Genomic DNA, 18,449 nt, shown 5'->3' on the forward strand with positions numbered 1-18,449 from the left:
CGGCCCCCGTAGGAGCGAAGCTTGCTCGCGAAGGCGTCGTATCAGTCGACATTTTCGGCGTCTGACACGCCGCCTTCACGAGCAAGCTTCGCTCCTACATGGGGGCCGTTGTGGCGTGCATTATCGGCTGGCGATCCTTTGCGATAAATGGGAGCATCACCACAACACTTTTGCGCAACTCGCACAACAGGATCGATCATGCATGGCCTCAACGAGCTCGGATTCAAATCACTTCGGCTGTTTGTCGCGGTGCTCGACCATGGCAGCTTCTCCGAAGTCGCCCGCCGCGAGGGCCTGGCGCCCTCGTCGATTTCCCGGCAGATCCAGCTGATGGAACAGGCCTTGAACCAGCAATTGCTCTATCGCCACACGCGCGCCGTCACGCCCACCGAAGCAGGACGCATGCTCGGTCATCATGCGCGGCTGGTGCTGGTGCAACTGGAGGAAGCCGAACAGGCCTTGCAGGAACAGCAAAGCGAACCCAGCGGACTGGTGCGGATCAACGCGCCGGTGGTCTTCGGGCAACGGCATCTGACGCCGTGGCTCGGTCAGTTGTGCGAGCGCTATCCGAAACTGCAACTGGATATCCAGCAAACCGACAGCTACGTCGACCCGTTACAGGAAGGCGCCGATTTGCTGTTTCGCATCGGCCCGCTGCACGATTCGAGCATGCAGGCGCGGATCCTGGCGCCCCATCGCTTTCAAGTCGCGGCCAGCCCGGCCTACCTCAAACGTCATGGCACGCCGCAACACCCTGAAGAACTGGCGGCGCATCAATGCCTGGCCTACAAGGGCGTGACCGGCCAGCAGCGCTGGTTCTTCCGCAAAGAACCGCAGGACTGGACGCCCTACTCCGTGAAAGGGCCGATCACCGGCAACCACGCCGACACGCTCACGCAAGCCGCCGAACAGGGCCTGGGGCTGGTGATGTTTCCGTCGTGGTTGATTGGTGAGGCGGTGCGCAACGGCACGCTGGTGCCGGTGCTGGGGGAGTATCAGGTGTCCAACAGCCTTGAGCCGCAGCAGATTGCGGTGCTGTGGCCTGGCAGCCGACGGTTGTCGGTAAAGGTGCGCACGGTGATTGATTTCTTCGTTGAATGCTTTGGAACGGTGCCTTACTGGGACAGGCCCTGACTCCACATAACCTTGTGGGAGCGAGCCTGCTCGCGAAAGCGGTGTGTCACGTATACGAATTGTTTCCTGTAGGAGCCAGGCTTGCCGGCGAAGGCGCCCTCAAGAACGCCTTCGCCGGCAAGCCTGGCTCCTACAGTTGGGTAGACGCTGTCAGATGCGGAACTGGCCGACCAGTTTGCCCAGGCGCTGACCAAGATCAGCCAGGCTGCGCGAGGTTTGGGCACCGAGTTGGGTTTCGTCGGCGACGTTGTCCACCGCCACGGCGATTTGATGCACGCTGCGGTTGATCTCTTCGGCCACGGCGGTTTGCTCTTCAGCCGCACTGGCGATTTGCGCGTTCATCGAGTTGATGGTGCCGATCAGCTGGGCCATGGTGTCCAGCGATGCGCCGGCCTCATTGGCCTGGGCCGAGGTGCCGTCACCCGCTTCGCTGGAGCGACGCATCGCTTCCACTGCCGATTGGGTCCCGGCCTGCAAGCGATCGATCATGCCCTGGATTTCCTGGGTGCTGATCTGCGTGCGACTGGCCAGCGCCCGCACTTCGTCGGCCACCACCGCAAAACCACGACCCGCTTCACCGGCACGCGCCGCTTCAATGGCAGCGTTCAGCGCCAACAGGTTGGTCTGTTCGGCAATCGAACGAATCACCCCGAGCACGCTGACAATCGACGACACATCCTTTTGCAGGCTGTCGAGGGACACGCCGCTGCTGCGAATGTCGTCCACCAACGCATGAATCTTCACAATGCTGCCGGCTACCACGCGCTTGGCGGCCTGGCCTTCTTCGTCGGTTTGCTGGGCAGCCACCGCCGCGTTTTGCGCGCTTTTCGCTACTTCCTGGGCCGCCGCCGACATTTCATTGATCGCCGTGGCGACCTGATCGGTTTCGTGACGCTGACGCTCCATCGCCTGATCCGAGCGCTGGGCCTGATCGGAGACCTGATTCACCAGGCCGGTCAGTTGCGAGGTCATTTCGGTGATCTGGCGCACCAGGCTGTGGATCTTGTCGACGAAGCGGTTGAACGAGCCGGCCAGTTCGCCGAGTTCGTCCTGGCTGGTGATGGTCAGGCGACGGGTCAGGTCGCCCTCGCCCGCCGCGATGTCATCGAGGTTGGCTTTCATCAGGTTCAGCGGACGCAGAATGGTATTGGCCAGCAGCATCCCGATCGCCGCGATCACCAGCAGCATCACCACCGCGATACCGGCGATGGTCAGCACCACGCCTTCCATCCGCTCCTGCACCTTGGCCTGGACCAGCGCAACTTGTGCTTCGATACCGTCGAGGTTCACCGACGTACCGACCGCCATGTCCCACTTCGACAGGTATTCGGTGTAGCCGAGTTTCGGCACCAGCACTTGAGTGTTGCCGGGCAGCGGCGAGCTGTATTGCAGGTAGTGGGTGCCGTCCTTGGCGACTTTCACCAGGTCTCGGTTGACGTAGACGCCATTCGGATCGCGGTTGTCCTTGAAACTCTGGCCCACGCCGTCCGGGCTGTTGGCCTTGAACAGGCGCACAGTGTTGGAGTCGTAGCCGAAGAAGTAGCCGTCCTTGCCGTAGGTGATGCTCGACAACAGCTTGATCACCTGCGCCCGCGCCGCGTCATCGCCAGGGGCCGCCGCGTCGTAAAGCGGTTTGATCGTGGTCATGGCCACGGCCACGTAGCTTTGCAGGGTGGCCTTGGCATCGCTGAGCAGGCGCTGGCGGGTTTCCTCGACTTCCTTGCGCGCCTGTTCCTGCAGAATGAACAGCGTGGTCAGGCTGATGACCAGCGCAAAGAGCAACACCGGGAGGACGGCAAGGGACAGGACTTTAGCCTTCAGGCTCATGCGCATGACGGTTCACTCTTTTGATTTTGTTGGCGTGGTTAAAGGCTTTAACGGCACGCCGAACCAAAAGTTGAATTGCCGGGACGCAGAGTCCCCCTGTGGGAGTGAGCCTGCTCGCGATTGCGGTGTGCCAGTCGACCTTTTTATAACTGACACGGCGCAATCGCGAGCAGGCTTCACTCCCACAGGGGGGATAGGTGTTTTTAGAGGACCATCGCCGCGACCCAGCCGAACGCCAGCAGCGGCAGGTTGTAATGCAGGAATGTCGGGACCACGGTGTCCCAGATGTGGTGATGCTGGCCATCAATGTTCAGACCAGAAGTCGGGCCCAGCGTCGAATCAGAGGCCGGCGAACCGGCGTCACCCAACGCACCGGCCGTGCCGACGATGCACACGATCGCGATCGGGCTGAAACCCAGTTGCACGCACAAAGGCACGAAAATCGCCGCCAGAATCGGCACGGTGGAAAACGACGAACCGATGCCCATGGTCACCAGCAGGCCGACCAGCAACATCAACAGCGCGCCGACCCCTTTGCTGTGCCCGATCCACGAGGCCGACGCTTCCACCAGCGTTTGCACCTGGCCGGTGGCTTTCATCACTTCGGCGAAACCCGAGGCGGCGATCATGATGAAGCCGATCATCGCCATCATCTTCATGCCTTCGGTGAACAGGTCATCGGTGTCGCGCCACTTCACGATGCCCGACACCGAAAAGATCAGGAACCCCGCCAGCGCACCAATGATCATCGAGTCAAGCAGCAGCTGAATGATGAACGCCGCCGCAATGGCCACACCGGCGACCATCAGGCTCAGCGGGTTGTACGCCACCGCGACTTGCTCCACCTTCTCGATCTTTTCCAGGTCGTAAACGCGTTTCTTGCGGTAGCTGATAAACGCTACCGCAAGGCCCACGACCATGCCCAACGCCGGAATGCCCATGGCATGGGTGACGTTGATGCCGCTGATGTCGACGCCGCTGCGCGCAACGTTGGCCAGCAGGATTTCATTCAGGAAGATATTGCCGAAGCCCACCGGCAGGAACATATACGGCGTGATCAGGCCGAAGGTCATGACGCAGGCGATCAAGCGGCGATCCAGTTGCAGCTTGGTCAGCACATATAAAAGCGGCGGCACCAGCAGCGGAATAAATGCGATATGTATCGGCAGAATGTTCTGCGAAGCGATGGCCACCACCCACAGCAAGCCGATCAGCAGCCACTTGACCTGACCGCCACCGCTGGCGTGTTGGCGATCCACCATCAGCAGGGCTTTGTCCGCCAGGGCATGGGCCAGGCCGGACTTGGCAATCGCCACGGCGAACGCGCCGAGCAAAGCGTAGGACAACGCGACCGTCGCCCCGCCGCCGAGGCCGCTATTAAAGGCTTTCAGGGTGGCGTCGATGCCCAGGCCACCGGTCAGGCCACCCACCAGGGCGCCGACAATCAGCGCGATCACTACGTGCACGCGGGACAGGCTGAGGACCAGCATGACGCCGACCGCGGCTATTACAGCATTAATCATCGTTACCTCAAGCCAAGCGAAATGAGCTCAGCCGGCAGTCTGCGAAGAGCCGCCAGCGGATTGAAGAATGGGTTTTATTAGAGGGCGCGCACTGTGCCGCAGAGTCGGCCCGGTGTCAAAGCGCGTGGTCGGTGACGATGTGTAACAACTTAGGGTGACCTGTGGCGAGGGAGCTTGCTCCCGCTCTACTGCGCAGCAGTCGCAATTGAGCCTATGCGGTGCATCTGACAAACCGTTATCTCAGGTTTTGGGGGCGCTTCGCACCCCAGCGGGAGCAAGCTCCCTCGCCACTAGTGCCCATTTGTCCGATGGCATAAAGAAAGCCGAATGACGGCCGTTACAGTGCAGAGTCTCAGATAAATATCGAATAAGGACGTCCCTCCATGTTGCTCAGACAACTTTCCATCCAATGGAAGATCACCCTGCTGGCCGGGCTTTGCCTGGCAGGCATCGTGACCCTGCTGGTGGGTCTTTCGCTGTATCGCATGGAGCACAGCTCCGAGATGGTGAAAGCCTCGAGCATGGAGATGCTCACCGAAGCCGCTCAGGCCCGGATCGAATCCCAGGGTGAAAACCAGGCGCTGGTGATTCGTCAGCAGTTCATGGACGCCTATCAATACGGCCATGGCTTTTCGCGCCAAGTGCTGTTCCTGCGCGATCAGGCGGAAAAGCGCTTTCTGGACGCCTTCGACCTGCGTGAAGACCTGACCCGCCAAGTCAAGTCGGCGCTGCAAGCCAATCCGGAATTGCTCGGCCTGTCCCTGGTGTTCGAAGCCAATGCGCTGGACGGCAAGGATGATCTGTTCGCCGGCCAGGCCGAGTTGGGCAGTAACGACAAGGGTCGCTTTGCCCTGTACTGGTCGCAACCGACGCCGGGGAAAGTGACCTCCATGGCACTGCCGGAAAGCGACATGGCCGACACTAACGCCGGTCCCAGCGGCGAGCCGGCCAACGCCTGGTTCACTTGCCCGCGCACTACGCTCAAGCCGTGCGTGATCGAACCGTATTTCTATGTGATCGACGGCCAGAACGTGCTGATGACCAGCATCGTGTTCCCGCTGATGGTCAACGGCAAAGTCATCGCGTCGCTGTCGGTGGACATCAACCTCAACAGCTTGCAGGCCATGAGTCAGGGCGCAAGCAAAAAGCTCTACGACGGCCAGACCCGCGTTAGCATCATCAGCCCGGTCGGCTTGCTTGCCGGTTACAGCGCGGATGCCAGCAAACTCAGCCAGCGGCTGGACGCCGTGGACAAGACCAACGGTGCCGAGCTGATTCGCATGCTCGCCACCAGCAGCAAAACCGAAAGCCTGCACAGCAACCAGCAACTGAAAGTGCTGTCGCCGTTCCAGCCGATTCCCGGTGGAAAATCCTGGGGCGTGTTGCTCGACGTGCCGGAAAAAGTCCTGGTCGGCCCCGCCGAAACCCTGAAAAATCAACTCGATGACAGCAACAGAAGCGGCACCCTGGTTGAACTCGGCCTCGGTGTACTGGCCGCGCTGCTGGGCTTGCTGCTGGTGTGGCTGATGGCGCACAGCGTGACCAAACCGATCCTCGGCGTGGCGCGCATGCTTGAAGACATCGCCAGCGGCGAAGGCGACCTGACCCGGCGCCTGGCTTACGACAAGCAGGATGAACTCGGCCAGTTGGCCGGCTGGTTTAACCGCTTCCTCGACAAGCTGCAACCGATCATCGCCGAAGTAAAACGCTCGGTGCAGGACGCCCGTAGCACCGCGGACCAGTCTTCCGCCATCGCCACGCAGACCAGCGCCGGCATGGAGCAGCAATACCGTCAGGTCGATCAGGTCGCCACCGCATCCCACGAAATGAGCGCCACCGCCCAGGACGTCGCCCGCAGTGCCGCACAAGCCGCCCAGGCGGCGAAGGATGCCGATCAAGCGACTCGCCGGGGCCTGACCGTCATCGGCCAGACCACCACCAGCATCGACAACCTCGCCGCCGACATGAGCGCCGCCATGGTGCAAGTGGAAGGCCTCGCGGCCAACAGCGAGAAAATCGGTTCGGTACTGGAAGTGATTCGCGCCATCGCCGAGCAGACCAACCTGCTGGCCCTCAACGCCGCGATCGAAGCGGCCCGTGCCGGTGAAGCCGGCCGTGGTTTTGCCGTGGTCGCCGATGAGGTGCGCAACTTGGCTCGACGTACCCAGGAGTCGGTTGAAGAAACCCGTTTGGTGATCGAGCAGTTACAGAGCGGCACGCAGGACGTGGTCGGCTCGATGAACAACAGCCATCGCCAGGCGCAAGGCAGCGTCGAGCAAGTGGGCCAAGCGGTGACGGCGCTGCGCCAGATTGGTGAGGCGGTGACGGTGATCAGCGACATGAACCTGCAAATTGCCTCTGCGGCCGAAGAGCAGAGCGCGGTGGCCGAGGAGATCAACAGCAACGTGGCGACGATTCGCGATGTGACGGAGTCGCTGTCGGGACAGGCGAATGAATCGGCGCGGGTGAGTCAGTCGCTTAATAGCCTGGCGAATCAGCAGCAGAGTTTGATGGATCAGTTTCGCGTTTAACGCAGTTATCGCGGCCACTGAAGATCAAAATGTGGGAGTGCGCCGGCTCCGGGCGGCGATCCGACGATAGCGGTGTGTCAGGCAACAGAGATGTCGACTGATACCCCGCTTTCGCGAGCGGGCTCACTCCTACAGGGATACTCAGCGTTTGGGCAGTTTGATTAGCACTTTCAAGCCGCCCCACTCGCTTTCCTCCAACCTCATCACCCCGCCCCACGTGTCGACGATGTCGCGCACAATCCCCAACCCCAACCCGTGCCCATCCGTCTGTTCATCCAGCCGTGTCCCCCGGCTGAACACCTCGGCACGCTGGTCTTCAGGAATCCCCGGCCCATCATCTTCCACGCTTAACTCAAACCCCTCAGCCGTCTCGACCACGCTCAAGCGAACCTCGGCATCCGCCCATTTGCAGGCGTTATCCAAGAGATTACCCAGCAGTTCGAGCAAATCCTCGCGATCCCACGGCAGCTGCAAACCGGTCGGTACGCGATAGCTCAGGTCCAGGTGCTCGCCGTGAATCATGTTCAACGTCGCCAACAACCCCGGCAGTTCCCCATCGCAATCAAACAACGCCCCCGGCAGCGCATCACCGGACAAGCGGGCGCGATTGAGTTCGCGATTGAGTCGCTGCTGCACTTGCTCAAGCTGCGCTTTGAGGAGCTTGCGCAGCTCGGGATGAGCGTCGAACTTCTCGCTGGAAGCCACGCTCAGCAACACGGCCAACGGCGTTTTCAGCGCGTGCCCAAGGTTGCCCAAGGCGTTGCGCGAACGCTTGAGGCTGTCTTCGGTGTGAGCCAGCAGATGGTTGATCTGCGCCACCAGCGGCTCCAGTTCCACCGGCACCTGGTCGTCGAGTTGCGAACGCTGGCCCTGTTGCAACTGGGCGATTTGCTCGCGGGCTTTTTCCAGGGGACGCAAGGCGCGGCGCACGGTGATCCGTTGCAGTAGCAGAATCAGCAGCAACCCCGCCAGCCCGAGGCCCAGGCCGACCTGTTGCATGCGCCGGAAGCTCGCGCGCACCGGCGTATAGTCTTGCGCCACACTGATCGAAATCGACTGGCCGAGCCGCCGATAATCCGAACGCAGCACCAGCAATTGCTGGCCTTCCGGCCCTAGCTGCAAATTGCTGTGCAGGCCCGGATGGTCAAGACGCGGCAGCTCCTGATCCCACAGCGAACGGGAACGCCAGTGACTGTCGGCAAAATCGATGCGGAAGTAATGCCCGGAAAACGGGCGCTGATAGGCCGGCGACAAATGCCGCTCATCCAGCTGCAAGCCTTGCGGTCCGCGCACCAGCGCCACCAGCAAGTCTTCGCTGTCGTTACGTAACCCCGCTTCGAGGTAGCGCTGCAGCCCCATTTCGAACAACCACAGACTGGTTTGCGCCAGCACCAGACCGACGACCACCATCACGCTGATCAGCCCCAGACTCAAGCGGCGCTGGATCGACCTCACTGGGCTTGTCCGCCGAACAGGTAACCCTGGCCGCGACGGGTTTCGATCACGCTGCGCCCGAGCTTGCGCCGCAGGTGGTTGACGTGAACTTCGAGCACATTGGAGTCGCGCTCGGTTTCACCGTCGTAGAGGTGTTCGGCAAGGTGGCTTTTGGAAAGGATCTGCTCGGGGTGCAGCATGAAATAGCGCAGCAGGCGAAACTCGGCGGCCGTCAGCTGGATGTCGGCACCGTCGCGAGTCACGCACTGACGACCTTCATCCAGGTGCAGCCCCGCCGCCTTGAGCGTCGGCTGGTTGGCCTGGCCGTGTGAGCGGCGCAACAACGCCTGAACCCGCAGGTGAAGCTCTTCGGGGTGGAACGGTTTGGTCAGGTAATCGTCGGCACCGGCCTTGAGGCCTTCGATGCGCTCGGCCCAGGAACCGCGTGCCGTGAGGATCAGCACCGGCGTCGCCAGACCACCGGCCCGCCATTGCGCCAACACCTCAAGGCCCGGCAACCCCGGCAGGCCGAGGTCGAGGATGATCAGGTCATACGGCTCGCTGCTGCCCTGATACACCGCGTCGCGGCCATCGGCCAGCCAGTCCACGGCATACCCCTGCCGGTTGAGGCCGGCCATCAATTCGTCGGCCAGCGGCACGTGGTCTTCCACCAGAAGCAAACGCATCGATCAATCTTCCTTGTCTTTCAGTAAACGGCCAGTGGCGGCTTCGATGTCCAGTTCACGGACCACCCCTTCGGTGGTCAGCAGCTCGACTTCATAAATGTAGACGTCATGTTTCTCTTCAAGCTCGGCTTCCAGCAGTTTGGACCCGGGATACAGGTCTAGCGCCTGCTGCAAGAGCTGTTCAAGCGGCAGAATCACGCCTTGCTGGCGCAAGCGCAGGGCTTCGTCCTGATCGAGGTCGCGGGCCATGACGACCGAGCAGAACGCCAGCAGCACCAGCGCCCTGCGTGAAAATGAACACACCTTCATTACGTATCCTGATGATCCTTGAGAACCTGCCCGCTGACAGCGTCTAATTCCAGGTCCCACTCAATGCCTTGTGGGTCGCGCAGCTCAACCTGATAGATGTACTTGCCGTACTCTTCTTCCAGCTCGGTTTCGGTGATTTTGGCACCGGGATGTTTTTCCAGAGCGGTGGCGTTGAGCTTCTCGAAAGACACAATGGTACCAGCGTCGCGCAGCCGAAGGGCTTCGTCGGGGCCCAAGTCACGAGCGTGGGCGAAGCTGGCGGTCAAGGTGAGGATGGACGCGGTGAACAGGGCAGTCAGGGTTTTCATGGGGTGTCTCCGTATTTTTTATGTGTTGCCTACGGGGAGCACCTTAGCGGGCTGAACTTAACTGAAACTGAATTGCCATCATTGGTCATGACAACGAGGCATCACTGATCAACACAAACCCTGTGGGAGTGAGCCTGCTCGCGATGGCGGATTGACATTCAACAGTGATGCCGACTGACACGACGCCATCGCGAGCAGGCTCACTCCCACAGTGTGAATTTGTGGTGTTGCCCGACCTGTTTATAATCCCATCCGCTTGCCCGACATCGAGACCGGTATGACCGCCATCCACATTAAGTTCCCTTCCCTGACCCTCAAGGCCGGCCCGCGTGCCTTGGCGCGCATCCGTGAAAACGGGTTGAGCGCCGCCGATGTCGGCACGTTGCCGGGTGCTGCCGGTGGGCCAAAGGCGTTGGGGATTCAAGGTCTGGACCTGGCGTTGTTTGGCGAATGGCTGCCGGCCGCACCGCGCGAGCGTTCGCTGATCGGTGCGTCGGTGGGTTCCTGGCGCTTCGCCAGCGCCTGTCTGCCGGACGCCGCCGAAGGTATTCGGCGCCTCGGCCAGCTGTACACCGAGCAGAATTTCGACAAGGGCGTGACCATGGCGCAAATCAGCCAGAGCTCCCGGCGCATGCTCGATGAACTGCTCGACGGTCGCGATGCGTCGATTCTGAACAACGCCCATTACCGCCTGAACATCATGGTGGTCAAAAGCCACGGCCTGCTCGCGGACGATCATCGCGGCCGTCTCGGGCTGGGTTTGTCGTCGGTGATCGCCGACAACCTGCGTGGTCGCGCGCGACTGTCGCGGCACTTCGAACGGCTGATCATCCACGACCCGCGCCTGGCGCCGCCGGTCCATGCACTCAACGATTTCCCGTCGCGCTTCGTCGCGCTGAATGCCGGCAACCTGCGTCAGGCCCTGCTCGCGTCGGGCTCGATCCCGATGGTGATGGAAGGCGTGCGTGACCTGCCGGGCGCAGGTGCGGGGACGTTTCGCGATGGCGGCCTGCTGGACTATCACCTCGACCTGCCCTACAGCGGCAACGACATCGTGCTCTATCCGCATTTCACCGACCGGGTCATTCCCGGCTGGTTCGACAAGACCCTGCCGTGGCGCCGAGCCTGCCCGGCGCGGTTGCAGGATGTTCTGCTGCTGGCGCCGTCGAAGGACTACCTGGCGCGCCTGCCCTACGGCAAGCTTCCGGACCGCAAGGACTTCAAGCGCTTCATGGGCGATGCCGCGAGCCGGCAGAAATACTGGCGTACAACGATGGACGAAAGCCGTCGCCTGGGCGACGAGTTCCTCGAACTGGCCGCCAATGGTCGCTTCGGCGAGCGCTTGCTGACCCTTTAGTCAGTGTTTTGCCCAGCGCTCTGGTAAACTCGCCGCCTGCCCACATCGCCACGGCGATCGCCACCTGACAGAGCTGAAAACCACTGTGGAAATCTTCAAAGAGTTTACGTTCGAATCCGCCCACCGCCTGCCTCACGTACCGGAAGGCCATAAATGCGGCCGCTTGCACGGTCACTCGTTCAAAGTGGCGATTCACTTGAGCGGCGACCTCGATCCGCACACTGGCTGGATCCGCGACTTCTCGGAAATCAAGGCGATCTTCAAGCCGCTCTACGAGCGCCTCGACCACAACTACCTGAACGACATTCCCGGCCTGGAAAACCCGACCAGCGAAGTGCTGGCCAAGTTCATCTGGAAGGAACTCAAGCCCCTGCTGCCGGAACTCAGCGCGATCCGTATCCACGAGACGTGCACCAGCGGCTGCATCTATCACGGCGAGTAAACCGCTCTAAAGGACAACACAATTCCCCTGCAGGAGCGAGCCTGCTCGCGATAGCGGCCTGTCAGTCACATTGATGCTATGTGTGCCGACGCTATCGCGAGCAGGCTCGCTCCCACAAGGGGCAATGCGTTTCGTCAGTGATACAAAAAACAGCCTTCATTGGCTGTTTTTTTATGCCTATGCTTTTTGGCTCGAACACGCCAAGAGGACATCCCCATGAGGACTGACTGGCCGCTGGCTCAGACCTATCGTTTCAACGGGCACTCCGTTCGTTACGCCGTGCGGGGCGACGGCCCGCCGCTGGTGTTTGTGCACGGCACGCCCTTCTCGTCTTACGTGTGGCACCGCATCGCTCCGCACTTCATCGCCACCCACCGGGTGTATTACTTCGACCTGCTGGGTTATGGGCAATCGGAGAAAATCACCGGCGACGTATCGCTGGGGGTGCAGAACGATCTGTTGGCGAGCTTGCTCGATCACTGGGGCCTGGCGCGGCCGGACGTGGTGGCTCACGACTTCGGCGGCGCCACTGCGCTACGCGCGCACCTGCTGAACGGCAAGGATTACCGCAGCCTGACATTGATTGATCCGGTGGCGCTGACGCCCTGGGGTTCGCCGTTCGTGCAGCATGTGCGCCAACATGAAGCGGCGTTCAGCGGACTGCCCGATTACATTCAGCGGGCCATTGTGCCGGCCTATATTCGCGGGGCGATCAAGCGCGACATCCCCGATGAAGAACTCGATCCGTATGTGCAGCCGTGGCTGGGCGATCCTGGGCAAGCGGCGTTCTATCGGCAGATTGCGCAGATGGATGAGCGTTACACCCGCGAGGCCGAAGGGCTGTACCCGACGGTGCGTTGCCCGGTGCAGATTCTGTGGGGCGAGGAGGATCAGTGGATTCCCATCGAGCGCGGACGGGCGCTGCATCAGATGATCGCCGGCTCGCAGTTTTATCCCGTCCCGAATGCCGGACATCTGGTGCAGGAAGATGCGCCCGAGGCCATCGTCGCGGCTTTACTGCGGTTCCTGCCCTTAATCCAATCCCCCTGAAGAAACCGAATCCCCTGTGGGAGTGAGCCTGCTCGCGATTGCGGTGTGTCAGGCAATGTAGATGTCGACTGATACACCGCAATCGCGAGCAGGCTCGCTCCCACATGGGTTCTGTGTTCTGTCGGGTGCACCGCTTTTGTGCCCTCCCCCGCGTCAATCCCGCCGCTCGACTATACCTAACGAAGCCATCCCCCCTTTGGCACGACCACTGCAACCCTCCCGCGTCACCCATTCAGCAAGGAACGCCACATGACGCAAAAAGATCCGGGCAACGATTACCCCCTCAGCGAAGTGCCGATGCATGCCCGCAAGGGCCTCGCCTCCACGGCCATGGTGCTGCTGGGGTTCACCTTTTTCACGGCCACCATGTTCGCCGGCGGCAAGCTCGGCGTGGCGTTCGGTTTTGGCGAGATGATGGCGGTGATTATCGTCGGCAATCTGCTCTTGGGAATCTACGCCGCAGGCCTGGGTTACATCGCCTTCAAGAGCGGTCTCAATTCGGTGCTGATGGGGCGTTTTTGCTTCGGCGAGGTCGGCAGCAAGCTCAGCGACTTGATCCTCGGCTTCACCCAGATCGGCTGGTATGCCTGGGGCACGGCCACGGCCGCCGTGGTGCTGGGCAAGTATTTCGAACTGAACGAGGGCACCGTTCTGGGTCTGATGGTGCTGTTCGGCCTGGTGTTCTGCGCGACCGCGTATGTCGGTTATCGCGGGCTGGAGATTCTGTCGTACATCGCGGTGCCGGCCATGATGTTGCTGCTGATGCTGTCGATGTGGGTCGCCACGGTAAAGGTCGGCGGGCTCGATGGGCTGCTCGCGGTGGTCCCGACAGGAACGCTGGACTGGTCGACCGCGATTACCCTGGTCTTCGGCACCTTCGTCAGCGGCGCCACCCAGGCGACCAACTGGACGCGCTTCTCCCGTTCCGCCCGGGTCGCGGTGCTGGCGAGCCTGATCGGCTTCTTTATCGGCAACGGCCTGATGGTGTTGATCGGCGCCTACGGGGCCATCGTCTACCAGCAACCGGACGTGGTCGAAGTGCTGCTGTTGCAAGGTTTCGCCATGGCCGCAATGGCCATGTTGCTGCTCAACATCTGGAGCACCCAGGACAACACCATCTACAACTTCTCCGTCGCCGGCTGCAACCTGCTGCGCACCGATCGTCGCAAAACCGTGACCCTGGCAGGCGCAGTGATCGGTACTTTGCTCGCGCTGCTGGGGATGTACGATCTGCTGGTGCCTTATCTGATCCTGCTGGGCACGGTGATTCCGCCGATAGGCGGCGTGATCATGGCGGATTTCTTCTTCCGCTATCGTGGTCAATATCCTCGTCTGGCCGATGCTCGATTGCCGGCGTTCAACTGGCCCGGTTTGACCGCCTATGCCGTCGGCACTGTCGCCGCGTTCAGCTCGCCCTGGATCGCGCCACTGGTAGGGATTGCCGCTGCCGCGCTAACGTATGTGCTATTGACCAGCGTACTGGGTGCCCGTGCCGCTGAAGCTCCCTTACAAGATCTATAAAAGGATTCGCCTGATGCACATCATCAACGCCCGCCTGCGCAACCAAGAAGGCCTGCATGAGTTGCACCTGGAAAACGGCCTGATCCGCACCATCGCCCGTCAGACCGAAGCCCCGACCCTGGGCCCCGACGACCTCGACGCCGGCGGCAACCTGGTGGTGCCGCCCTTCGTCGAGCCGCACATTCACCTCGACGCGACCCTCACCGCCGGCGAGCCACGCTGGAACATGAGCGGCACGCTGTTCGAGGGCATCGAGTGCTGGGGCGAACGCAAGGTGACCATCACCGAGGAAGACACCAAGACCCGCGCCAAGAAAACCATCCAGACCCTCGCCGCCCACGGCATCCAGCATGTGCGCACCCACGTCGACGTCACCGACCCGCAACTGACCGCGCTCAAGGCGATGCTCGAAGTGCGTGAGGAAAGCCGTCACCTGATCGACCTGCAAATCGTCGCGTTCCCGCAAGAAGGCATCGAGTCCTACCGCAATGGACGCGAGTTGATGGAAGAAGCGATCCGCATGGGCGCCGATGTGGTCGGGGGCATTCCACATTTCGAATACACCCGCGATCAGGGCGTCAGCTCAGTGAAGTTTCTGATGGACCTGGCCGAGCGCACTGGCTGTCTGGTGGACGTGCATTGCGACGAAACCGACGACCCGCATTCGCGCTTTCTGGAAGTGCTGGCCGAAGAAGCCCGCAGCCGCGGCATGGGTTCGCGGGTGACCGCCAGCCATACCACAGCGATGGGTTCTTATGACAACGCCTACTGCGCCAAACTCTTCCGCCTGCTCGGGCATTCGGGGATCAGTTTTGTCTCCTGCCCCACCGAAAGCATCCACCTGCAAGGGCGCTTCGACACTTTCCCGAAACGCCGCGGCGTGACCCGGGTCAATGAGTTGCTGGAAGCGGGGATGAACGTGTGCTTCGGCCAGGATTCGATTGTTGACCCGTGGTATCCGCTGGGTAACGGCAACATTCTGCGGGTGCTGGAAGCGGGGCTGCATATCTGCCACATGCTGGGGTATCGCAACCTGCAAAGTGCGCTGGACCTCGTCACCGATAACAGCGCCAAGGCCATGAACCTTGGGGACCGTTATGGACTGGAGGCCGGACGGCCGGCGAATTTGCTGATTCTGTCGGCGGACAGCGACTACGAGGTGATTCGCAGCCAGGGGTTGCCGCTGTATTCGGTGCGCGATGGCAAGGTGTTGATGAAGCGGACGATGCCGGTGGTGGAATGGGCGGACACGCTCTGAATTTTCGCTGACTGGGCAGACCTCATCGCGAGCAGGCTCGCTCCCACAGGGGGGCGAGGCGATCACAAAACCCCTGTGGGAGTGAGCCTGCTCGCGATAGCTATCTCACAATCAACCCATCAACCGAGCCGTGCCGAACAGCCTGACCCGACTCAATTCCCCCTCCCATTCCTCCAACAAAATTGGCGCCGTGCCGCCCGGCATGACGACTTTCACCTCACCCGCCGCCACCCAACCCACCCGCCACGCCGCGCACGCTACCGCACTGGCGCTGGTGCCTGACGACGCCGTTGGCCCTTCCCCACGCTCAAACACCCGTGCCACCAAGCGCCCCTCGGACTCAAGCATCGCCCATTGCAAATTCACCCCCGCCGGACACGGCTGCCCTGCCCCGGCTGGCGCGGCATAGGCGATACGCATCAAGCCTTGTGCCAAGGGCGATTCCCGCATCTGCTCATTGCTTGGCAACGCGTCGGCGTTCGTCTGCAGCGTCACGCAATGGGGATTGCCGATACGCACAAACTGGCTGCGGTTCCAGGCAGGATCAAGCGCTGACAACGGCCGCACATGGCTGACTTCGCGCTCGTTCAGCGTCACGCGATCAACCTCGAACGCGCCCACCGCGAGCGGCCCGAACGACGGTTTGCCCAAATCCAGCCAGAACCCTTGCACACCGTCGACTTCGGCGGCTTCCACGGTGGTTTCCACCGGCGAAACCGCATCGCGCTTGTCGTGATGAACCCGCAGCAGGCACCCCTGCTCCTTGGGCATCAATCCTTGCTCGCTGAGCGCTTGCGAAAAAATCGTCAGCCCATTGCCACTGCGCTCGGCCAAGGTGCCGTCGGTATTGACGATCAACAGATCAAAGGGCGGCGACGACTGGAACGGCCCGACCAGCAGACCGTCGCAGCGATGGTCTTTGCTGCCCGTTGGCTGCGAACCGGGCGCCCAACTACAGAACGCCTCGATGGCGGCCGATGCCCAGTGCTCGCGGATCTGCGCAGCGTCGCTGGCCTGGTCCGGCAAATCGATACCGCGACCGCGCACCTCGCCGGGTGACACAACCGCGTAGATATTGCCTCGAGCATCGTAGAACGGCGTCATGGATCGGTCCTGAGTCAGCCTGAAAAGAGCCTGTACTGTAGGCGTCAACGTCTTGCGATGAAACACCGCCCCGGCGTCACGCCAAACGTTCGCCGGAACATCGCAATGAGCGCACTGCCGCGACGCAAGACATTCGCCAGGCGTTGCCGGCGCTACGTGCCCGGGGTCTTTTCGAGCTTATGCAGACACGCGACCCGCTAATTCGGGCGTTGTGCGAGCACGAGCAGGCCGTTCCTCCAGTCACTCAGTTATAAATCCATCGCCGCTTATTGCGAACAAGTCTGCCAAACCTGTCAGTTATGACAGCAGACAAGCCCTCGCGCGCGGGCCAGAGTGAAGCTCTGGATTCACGTTCGGAGGAAGGTCATGAAACGGACTTCCCTGCTGTCCCTGCTCGTTGCTCTGGTACTCGGCGGAGTGGTCATCGCCGATCAAAAAGTCGCCGTTCGCAATGACTCAGGAGAAGACATCCTGCTGCAAGGCTTTCACTGGAACTCCAGTCGCAACGCTCCGGAGAAGTGGTATGCGGTGCTGACGCGTATGGCGGGTCAGATCAGACAGGACGGGTTCACTGCCATCTGGATGCCGCCGCTCTGGCTGGATACTTCAAGTTGGGAGAACAGCAGCAACGGCACTTCCGGCGGAGGCGAAGGTTACTTCTGGCACTCCTTCGAAAAAAACAGCCAGTACGGCACCGATGAGCAACTCAAGCAGGCCGCCAAGGCCCTCAATGATGCAGGCGTAAAGGTCGTCTACGACGTCGTGCCTAACCATATGTCTGACATTAACAACCTCGAACCGCTGTTCCTCCGGGGCCGCAACGAATGGCGTCACGATTGCCCCTCCTGCGATAAAGGCGACGCCTTCCTTGATGGCAAAGCCGATCTTAATACCGACAACCCGCGTGTGTTCGAAACCTTCAACGCCGAATTCATCACTCTGCGCAACGATTACGGCGCCCAAGGCTTGCGCTTCGACTTCGTCAGAGGTTATGCACCGGAGAACGTTGATCGCTGGATGCGCACCTTCGGTGATCAACAGTTTTGTGTCGGTGAACTGTGGAAAGGCCCCGGTGAATACCCTGCCGATGACTGGCGCAGCAAGGCCAGTTGGCAAGACGCACTCAAGGACTGGTCCGACCGGTCCCGCTGCACCGTCTTCGACTTCGCCCTCAAGGAACGCATGCAAAACGGCTCGATCGCCGAATGGCGGCATGGGCTCAACGGCAATCCCGATCCGAACTGGCGCAAGATAGCCATCACCTTCGTCGACAACCATGACACCGGCTATTCGCCGGGACGCTACGAGGGCCAACATCGCTGGCCATTACCCGAAGAACGGCGTAATCAGGCCTATGCCTACATCCTCAGCAGCCCCGGCACACCCGCCGTGTACTGGCCAGACATGTACGACTGGCAACGCGGCAATCTCATCCGCCAACTGATCAAATTCCGCAAGGAGGCCGGGATCAAGGCCGACTCACCGATCAGCTTTCAACCTCAATATTCCGGGTTGGTGGCAACCACGACGGGCGCCCGAAAAAGCCTGGTCATTGCCCTGGATTCGGACCTGACAAAGCTTCCCCCAGGGCTGAGCGATCCCGTGCTGACCTGGGATGACGGCAAAATCCGCATTTGGAGCATTGCCGCCGAACACCTGCCTGTCAGCGTCCGCTTCACTTGCGACTACGCCACGTCCCAGCGCGGCAAAACTGTTTATGCCGTGGGCTCGTCGCTGGAACTGGGGGCCTGGAATCCACGTCATGCCGTGGCATTGACCCACCTGCCTGCGCAGAACCAATGGAACGGTTCGATTGATGTGCCGGCGAATCAAGACATCCAGTGGAAATGCATCGAGCGCAATAACGACTTGTCGGACGCCGTGCGTTGGCAGCAGGGACCCAACGTCAGCTTCACCAGCGGCACCGAGAGCGAGACACGAGGCACGTTTTAGATTGGCCGTGAG

General features: G+C 61.3%; 15 protein-coding genes. 8 read left to right on the plus strand and 7 right to left on the minus strand.

The annotated features are described in order from the left end of the window. The first annotated feature begins 198 nt into the window (after positions 1 to 198). Entirely contained in the window at positions 199 to 1,134 is a 936-nt protein-coding gene (locus ACA068_RS19625; protein WP_497304104.1) for a LysR family transcriptional regulator, read from the plus strand. Positions 1,135 to 1,284: 150 nt separating this feature from the next. On the opposite strand, the gene ctpM is transcribed toward ACA068_RS19625, so the two are convergent. Then, positions 1,285 to 2,967 carry a methyl-accepting chemotaxis protein CtpM gene (gene ctpM, locus ACA068_RS19630; RefSeq protein WP_497304105.1) on the minus strand — a complete coding sequence of 561 codons (1,683 nt, stop codon included), beginning with the start codon at positions 2,965 to 2,967 and terminating at the stop codon, positions 1,285 to 1,287. Positions 2,968 to 3,164: 197 nt separating this feature from the next. Beyond that, entirely contained in the window at positions 3,165 to 4,481 is a 1,317-nt protein-coding gene (locus ACA068_RS19635) for a Na+/H+ antiporter family protein (RefSeq protein WP_497310630.1), read from the minus strand. A gap of 386 nt (positions 4,482 to 4,867) precedes the next feature. Here ACA068_RS19635 and ACA068_RS19640 point away from each other — a divergent pair, with 386 nt between their 5' ends. After that, positions 4,868 to 7,015 (plus strand): methyl-accepting chemotaxis protein, encoded by a 2,148-nt coding sequence (locus ACA068_RS19640; RefSeq protein ID WP_497304107.1) that lies wholly within the window; start codon positions 4,868 to 4,870, stop codon positions 7,013 to 7,015. 141 nt (positions 7,016 to 7,156) lie between these two features. Here ACA068_RS19640 and ACA068_RS19645 read toward each other — a convergent pair whose 3' ends face one another. The 4 genes from ACA068_RS19645 to ACA068_RS19660 are packed head-to-tail and all read right to left on the minus strand — an operon-like array spanning position 7,157 to position 9,752. Next, positions 7,157 to 8,470 (minus strand): sensor histidine kinase, encoded by a 1,314-nt coding sequence (locus ACA068_RS19645; RefSeq protein ID WP_497304108.1) that lies wholly within the window; start codon positions 8,468 to 8,470, stop codon positions 7,157 to 7,159. After that, positions 8,467 to 9,135: a response regulator transcription factor gene (locus ACA068_RS19650; RefSeq protein WP_109633283.1), complete on the minus strand. Its 669-nt coding sequence runs from the start codon at positions 9,133 to 9,135 to the stop codon at positions 8,467 to 8,469. The genes ACA068_RS19645 and ACA068_RS19650 overlap by 4 nt, the downstream gene beginning before the upstream one ends. A gap of 3 nt (positions 9,136 to 9,138) precedes the next feature. Beyond that, positions 9,139 to 9,444 carry a PepSY domain-containing protein gene (locus tag ACA068_RS19655; RefSeq protein ID WP_497304110.1) on the minus strand — a complete coding sequence of 102 codons (306 nt, stop codon included), beginning with the start codon at positions 9,442 to 9,444 and terminating at the stop codon, positions 9,139 to 9,141. Next, entirely contained in the window at positions 9,444 to 9,752 is a 309-nt protein-coding gene (locus ACA068_RS19660; protein WP_497304112.1) for a PepSY domain-containing protein, read from the minus strand. The genes ACA068_RS19655 and ACA068_RS19660 overlap by 1 nt, the downstream gene beginning before the upstream one ends. A 277-nt stretch (positions 9,753 to 10,029) precedes the next feature. Here ACA068_RS19660 and ACA068_RS19665 point away from each other — a divergent pair, with 277 nt between their 5' ends. The 5 genes from ACA068_RS19665 to codA all read left to right on the plus strand — a co-directional run bounded on the left by ACA068_RS19665 (position 10,030) and on the right by codA (position 15,380). Beyond that, on the plus strand, positions 10,030 to 11,109 hold the full coding sequence (locus tag ACA068_RS19665; RefSeq protein ID WP_497304114.1) for a patatin-like phospholipase family protein: 1,080 nt from the start codon (positions 10,030 to 10,032) through the stop codon (positions 11,107 to 11,109). A gap of 85 nt (positions 11,110 to 11,194) precedes the next feature. Beyond that, positions 11,195 to 11,551 (plus strand): 6-carboxytetrahydropterin synthase QueD, encoded by a 357-nt coding sequence (gene queD, locus ACA068_RS19670; protein WP_008152165.1) that lies wholly within the window; start codon positions 11,195 to 11,197, stop codon positions 11,549 to 11,551. 216 nt (positions 11,552 to 11,767) lie between these two features. Beyond that, positions 11,768 to 12,601 (plus strand): alpha/beta fold hydrolase, encoded by an 834-nt coding sequence (locus ACA068_RS19675; RefSeq protein WP_497304116.1) that lies wholly within the window; start codon positions 11,768 to 11,770, stop codon positions 12,599 to 12,601. Between the two features lie 249 nt (positions 12,602 to 12,850). Next, positions 12,851 to 14,122, plus strand: coding sequence for a cytosine permease (gene codB, locus ACA068_RS19680; RefSeq protein WP_497304118.1), 1,272 nt, complete (start codon positions 12,851 to 12,853; stop codon positions 14,120 to 14,122). Between the two features lie 13 nt (positions 14,123 to 14,135). After that, entirely contained in the window at positions 14,136 to 15,380 is a 1,245-nt protein-coding gene (gene codA, locus ACA068_RS19685) for a cytosine deaminase (RefSeq protein ID WP_497304120.1), read from the plus strand. Between the two features lie 111 nt (positions 15,381 to 15,491). Here codA and ACA068_RS19690 read toward each other — a convergent pair whose 3' ends face one another. Next, on the minus strand, positions 15,492 to 16,484 hold the full coding sequence (locus tag ACA068_RS19690) for a diaminopimelate epimerase (protein WP_497304122.1): 993 nt from the start codon (positions 16,482 to 16,484) through the stop codon (positions 15,492 to 15,494). Positions 16,485 to 16,850: 366 nt separating this feature from the next. Between ACA068_RS19690 and ACA068_RS19695 the strand changes: the two genes are divergently transcribed. Beyond that, positions 16,851 to 18,437, plus strand: a complete 1,587-nt coding sequence (locus ACA068_RS19695; RefSeq protein ID WP_497304124.1) for a glucan 1,4-alpha-maltotetraohydrolase domain-containing protein — start codon at positions 16,851 to 16,853, stop codon at positions 18,435 to 18,437. Positions 18,438 to 18,449: the final 12 nt, after the last annotated feature.

This window comes from Pseudomonas sp. LBUM1660 (genome assembly GCF_059695935.1).

Bases quoted from the DNA above. Each gene is read 5' to 3' on its own strand.
- ACA068_RS19675 (WP_497304116.1), top strand. From the start codon at position 11,768: ATGAGGACTGACTGGCCGCTGGCTCAGACCTATCGTTTCAACGGGCAC.
- ACA068_RS19695 (WP_497304124.1), top strand. From the start codon at position 16,851: ATGAAACGGACTTCCCTGCTGTCCCTGCTCGTTGCTCTGGTACTCGGC.
- ACA068_RS19690 (WP_497304122.1), bottom strand. From the start codon at position 16,484: ATGACGCCGTTCTACGATGCTCGAGGCAATATCTACGCGGTTGTGTCA.
- ACA068_RS19625 (WP_497304104.1), top strand. From the start codon at position 199: ATGCATGGCCTCAACGAGCTCGGATTCAAATCACTTCGGCTGTTTGTC.
- ctpM (WP_497304105.1), bottom strand. From the start codon at position 2,967: ATGCGCATGAGCCTGAAGGCTAAAGTCCTGTCCCTTGCCGTCCTCCCG.
- ACA068_RS19665 (WP_497304114.1), top strand. From the start codon at position 10,030: ATGACCGCCATCCACATTAAGTTCCCTTCCCTGACCCTCAAGGCCGGC.
- ACA068_RS19660 (WP_497304112.1), bottom strand. From the start codon at position 9,752: ATGAAAACCCTGACTGCCCTGTTCACCGCGTCCATCCTCACCTTGACC.
- ACA068_RS19655 (WP_497304110.1), bottom strand. From the start codon at position 9,444: ATGAAGGTGTGTTCATTTTCACGCAGGGCGCTGGTGCTGCTGGCGTTC.
- ACA068_RS19640 (WP_497304107.1), top strand. From the start codon at position 4,868: ATGTTGCTCAGACAACTTTCCATCCAATGGAAGATCACCCTGCTGGCC.
- codB (WP_497304118.1), top strand. From the start codon at position 12,851: ATGACGCAAAAAGATCCGGGCAACGATTACCCCCTCAGCGAAGTGCCG.
- ACA068_RS19650 (WP_109633283.1), bottom strand. From the start codon at position 9,135: ATGCGTTTGCTTCTGGTGGAAGACCACGTGCCGCTGGCCGACGAATTG.
- codA (WP_497304120.1), top strand. From the start codon at position 14,136: ATGCACATCATCAACGCCCGCCTGCGCAACCAAGAAGGCCTGCATGAG.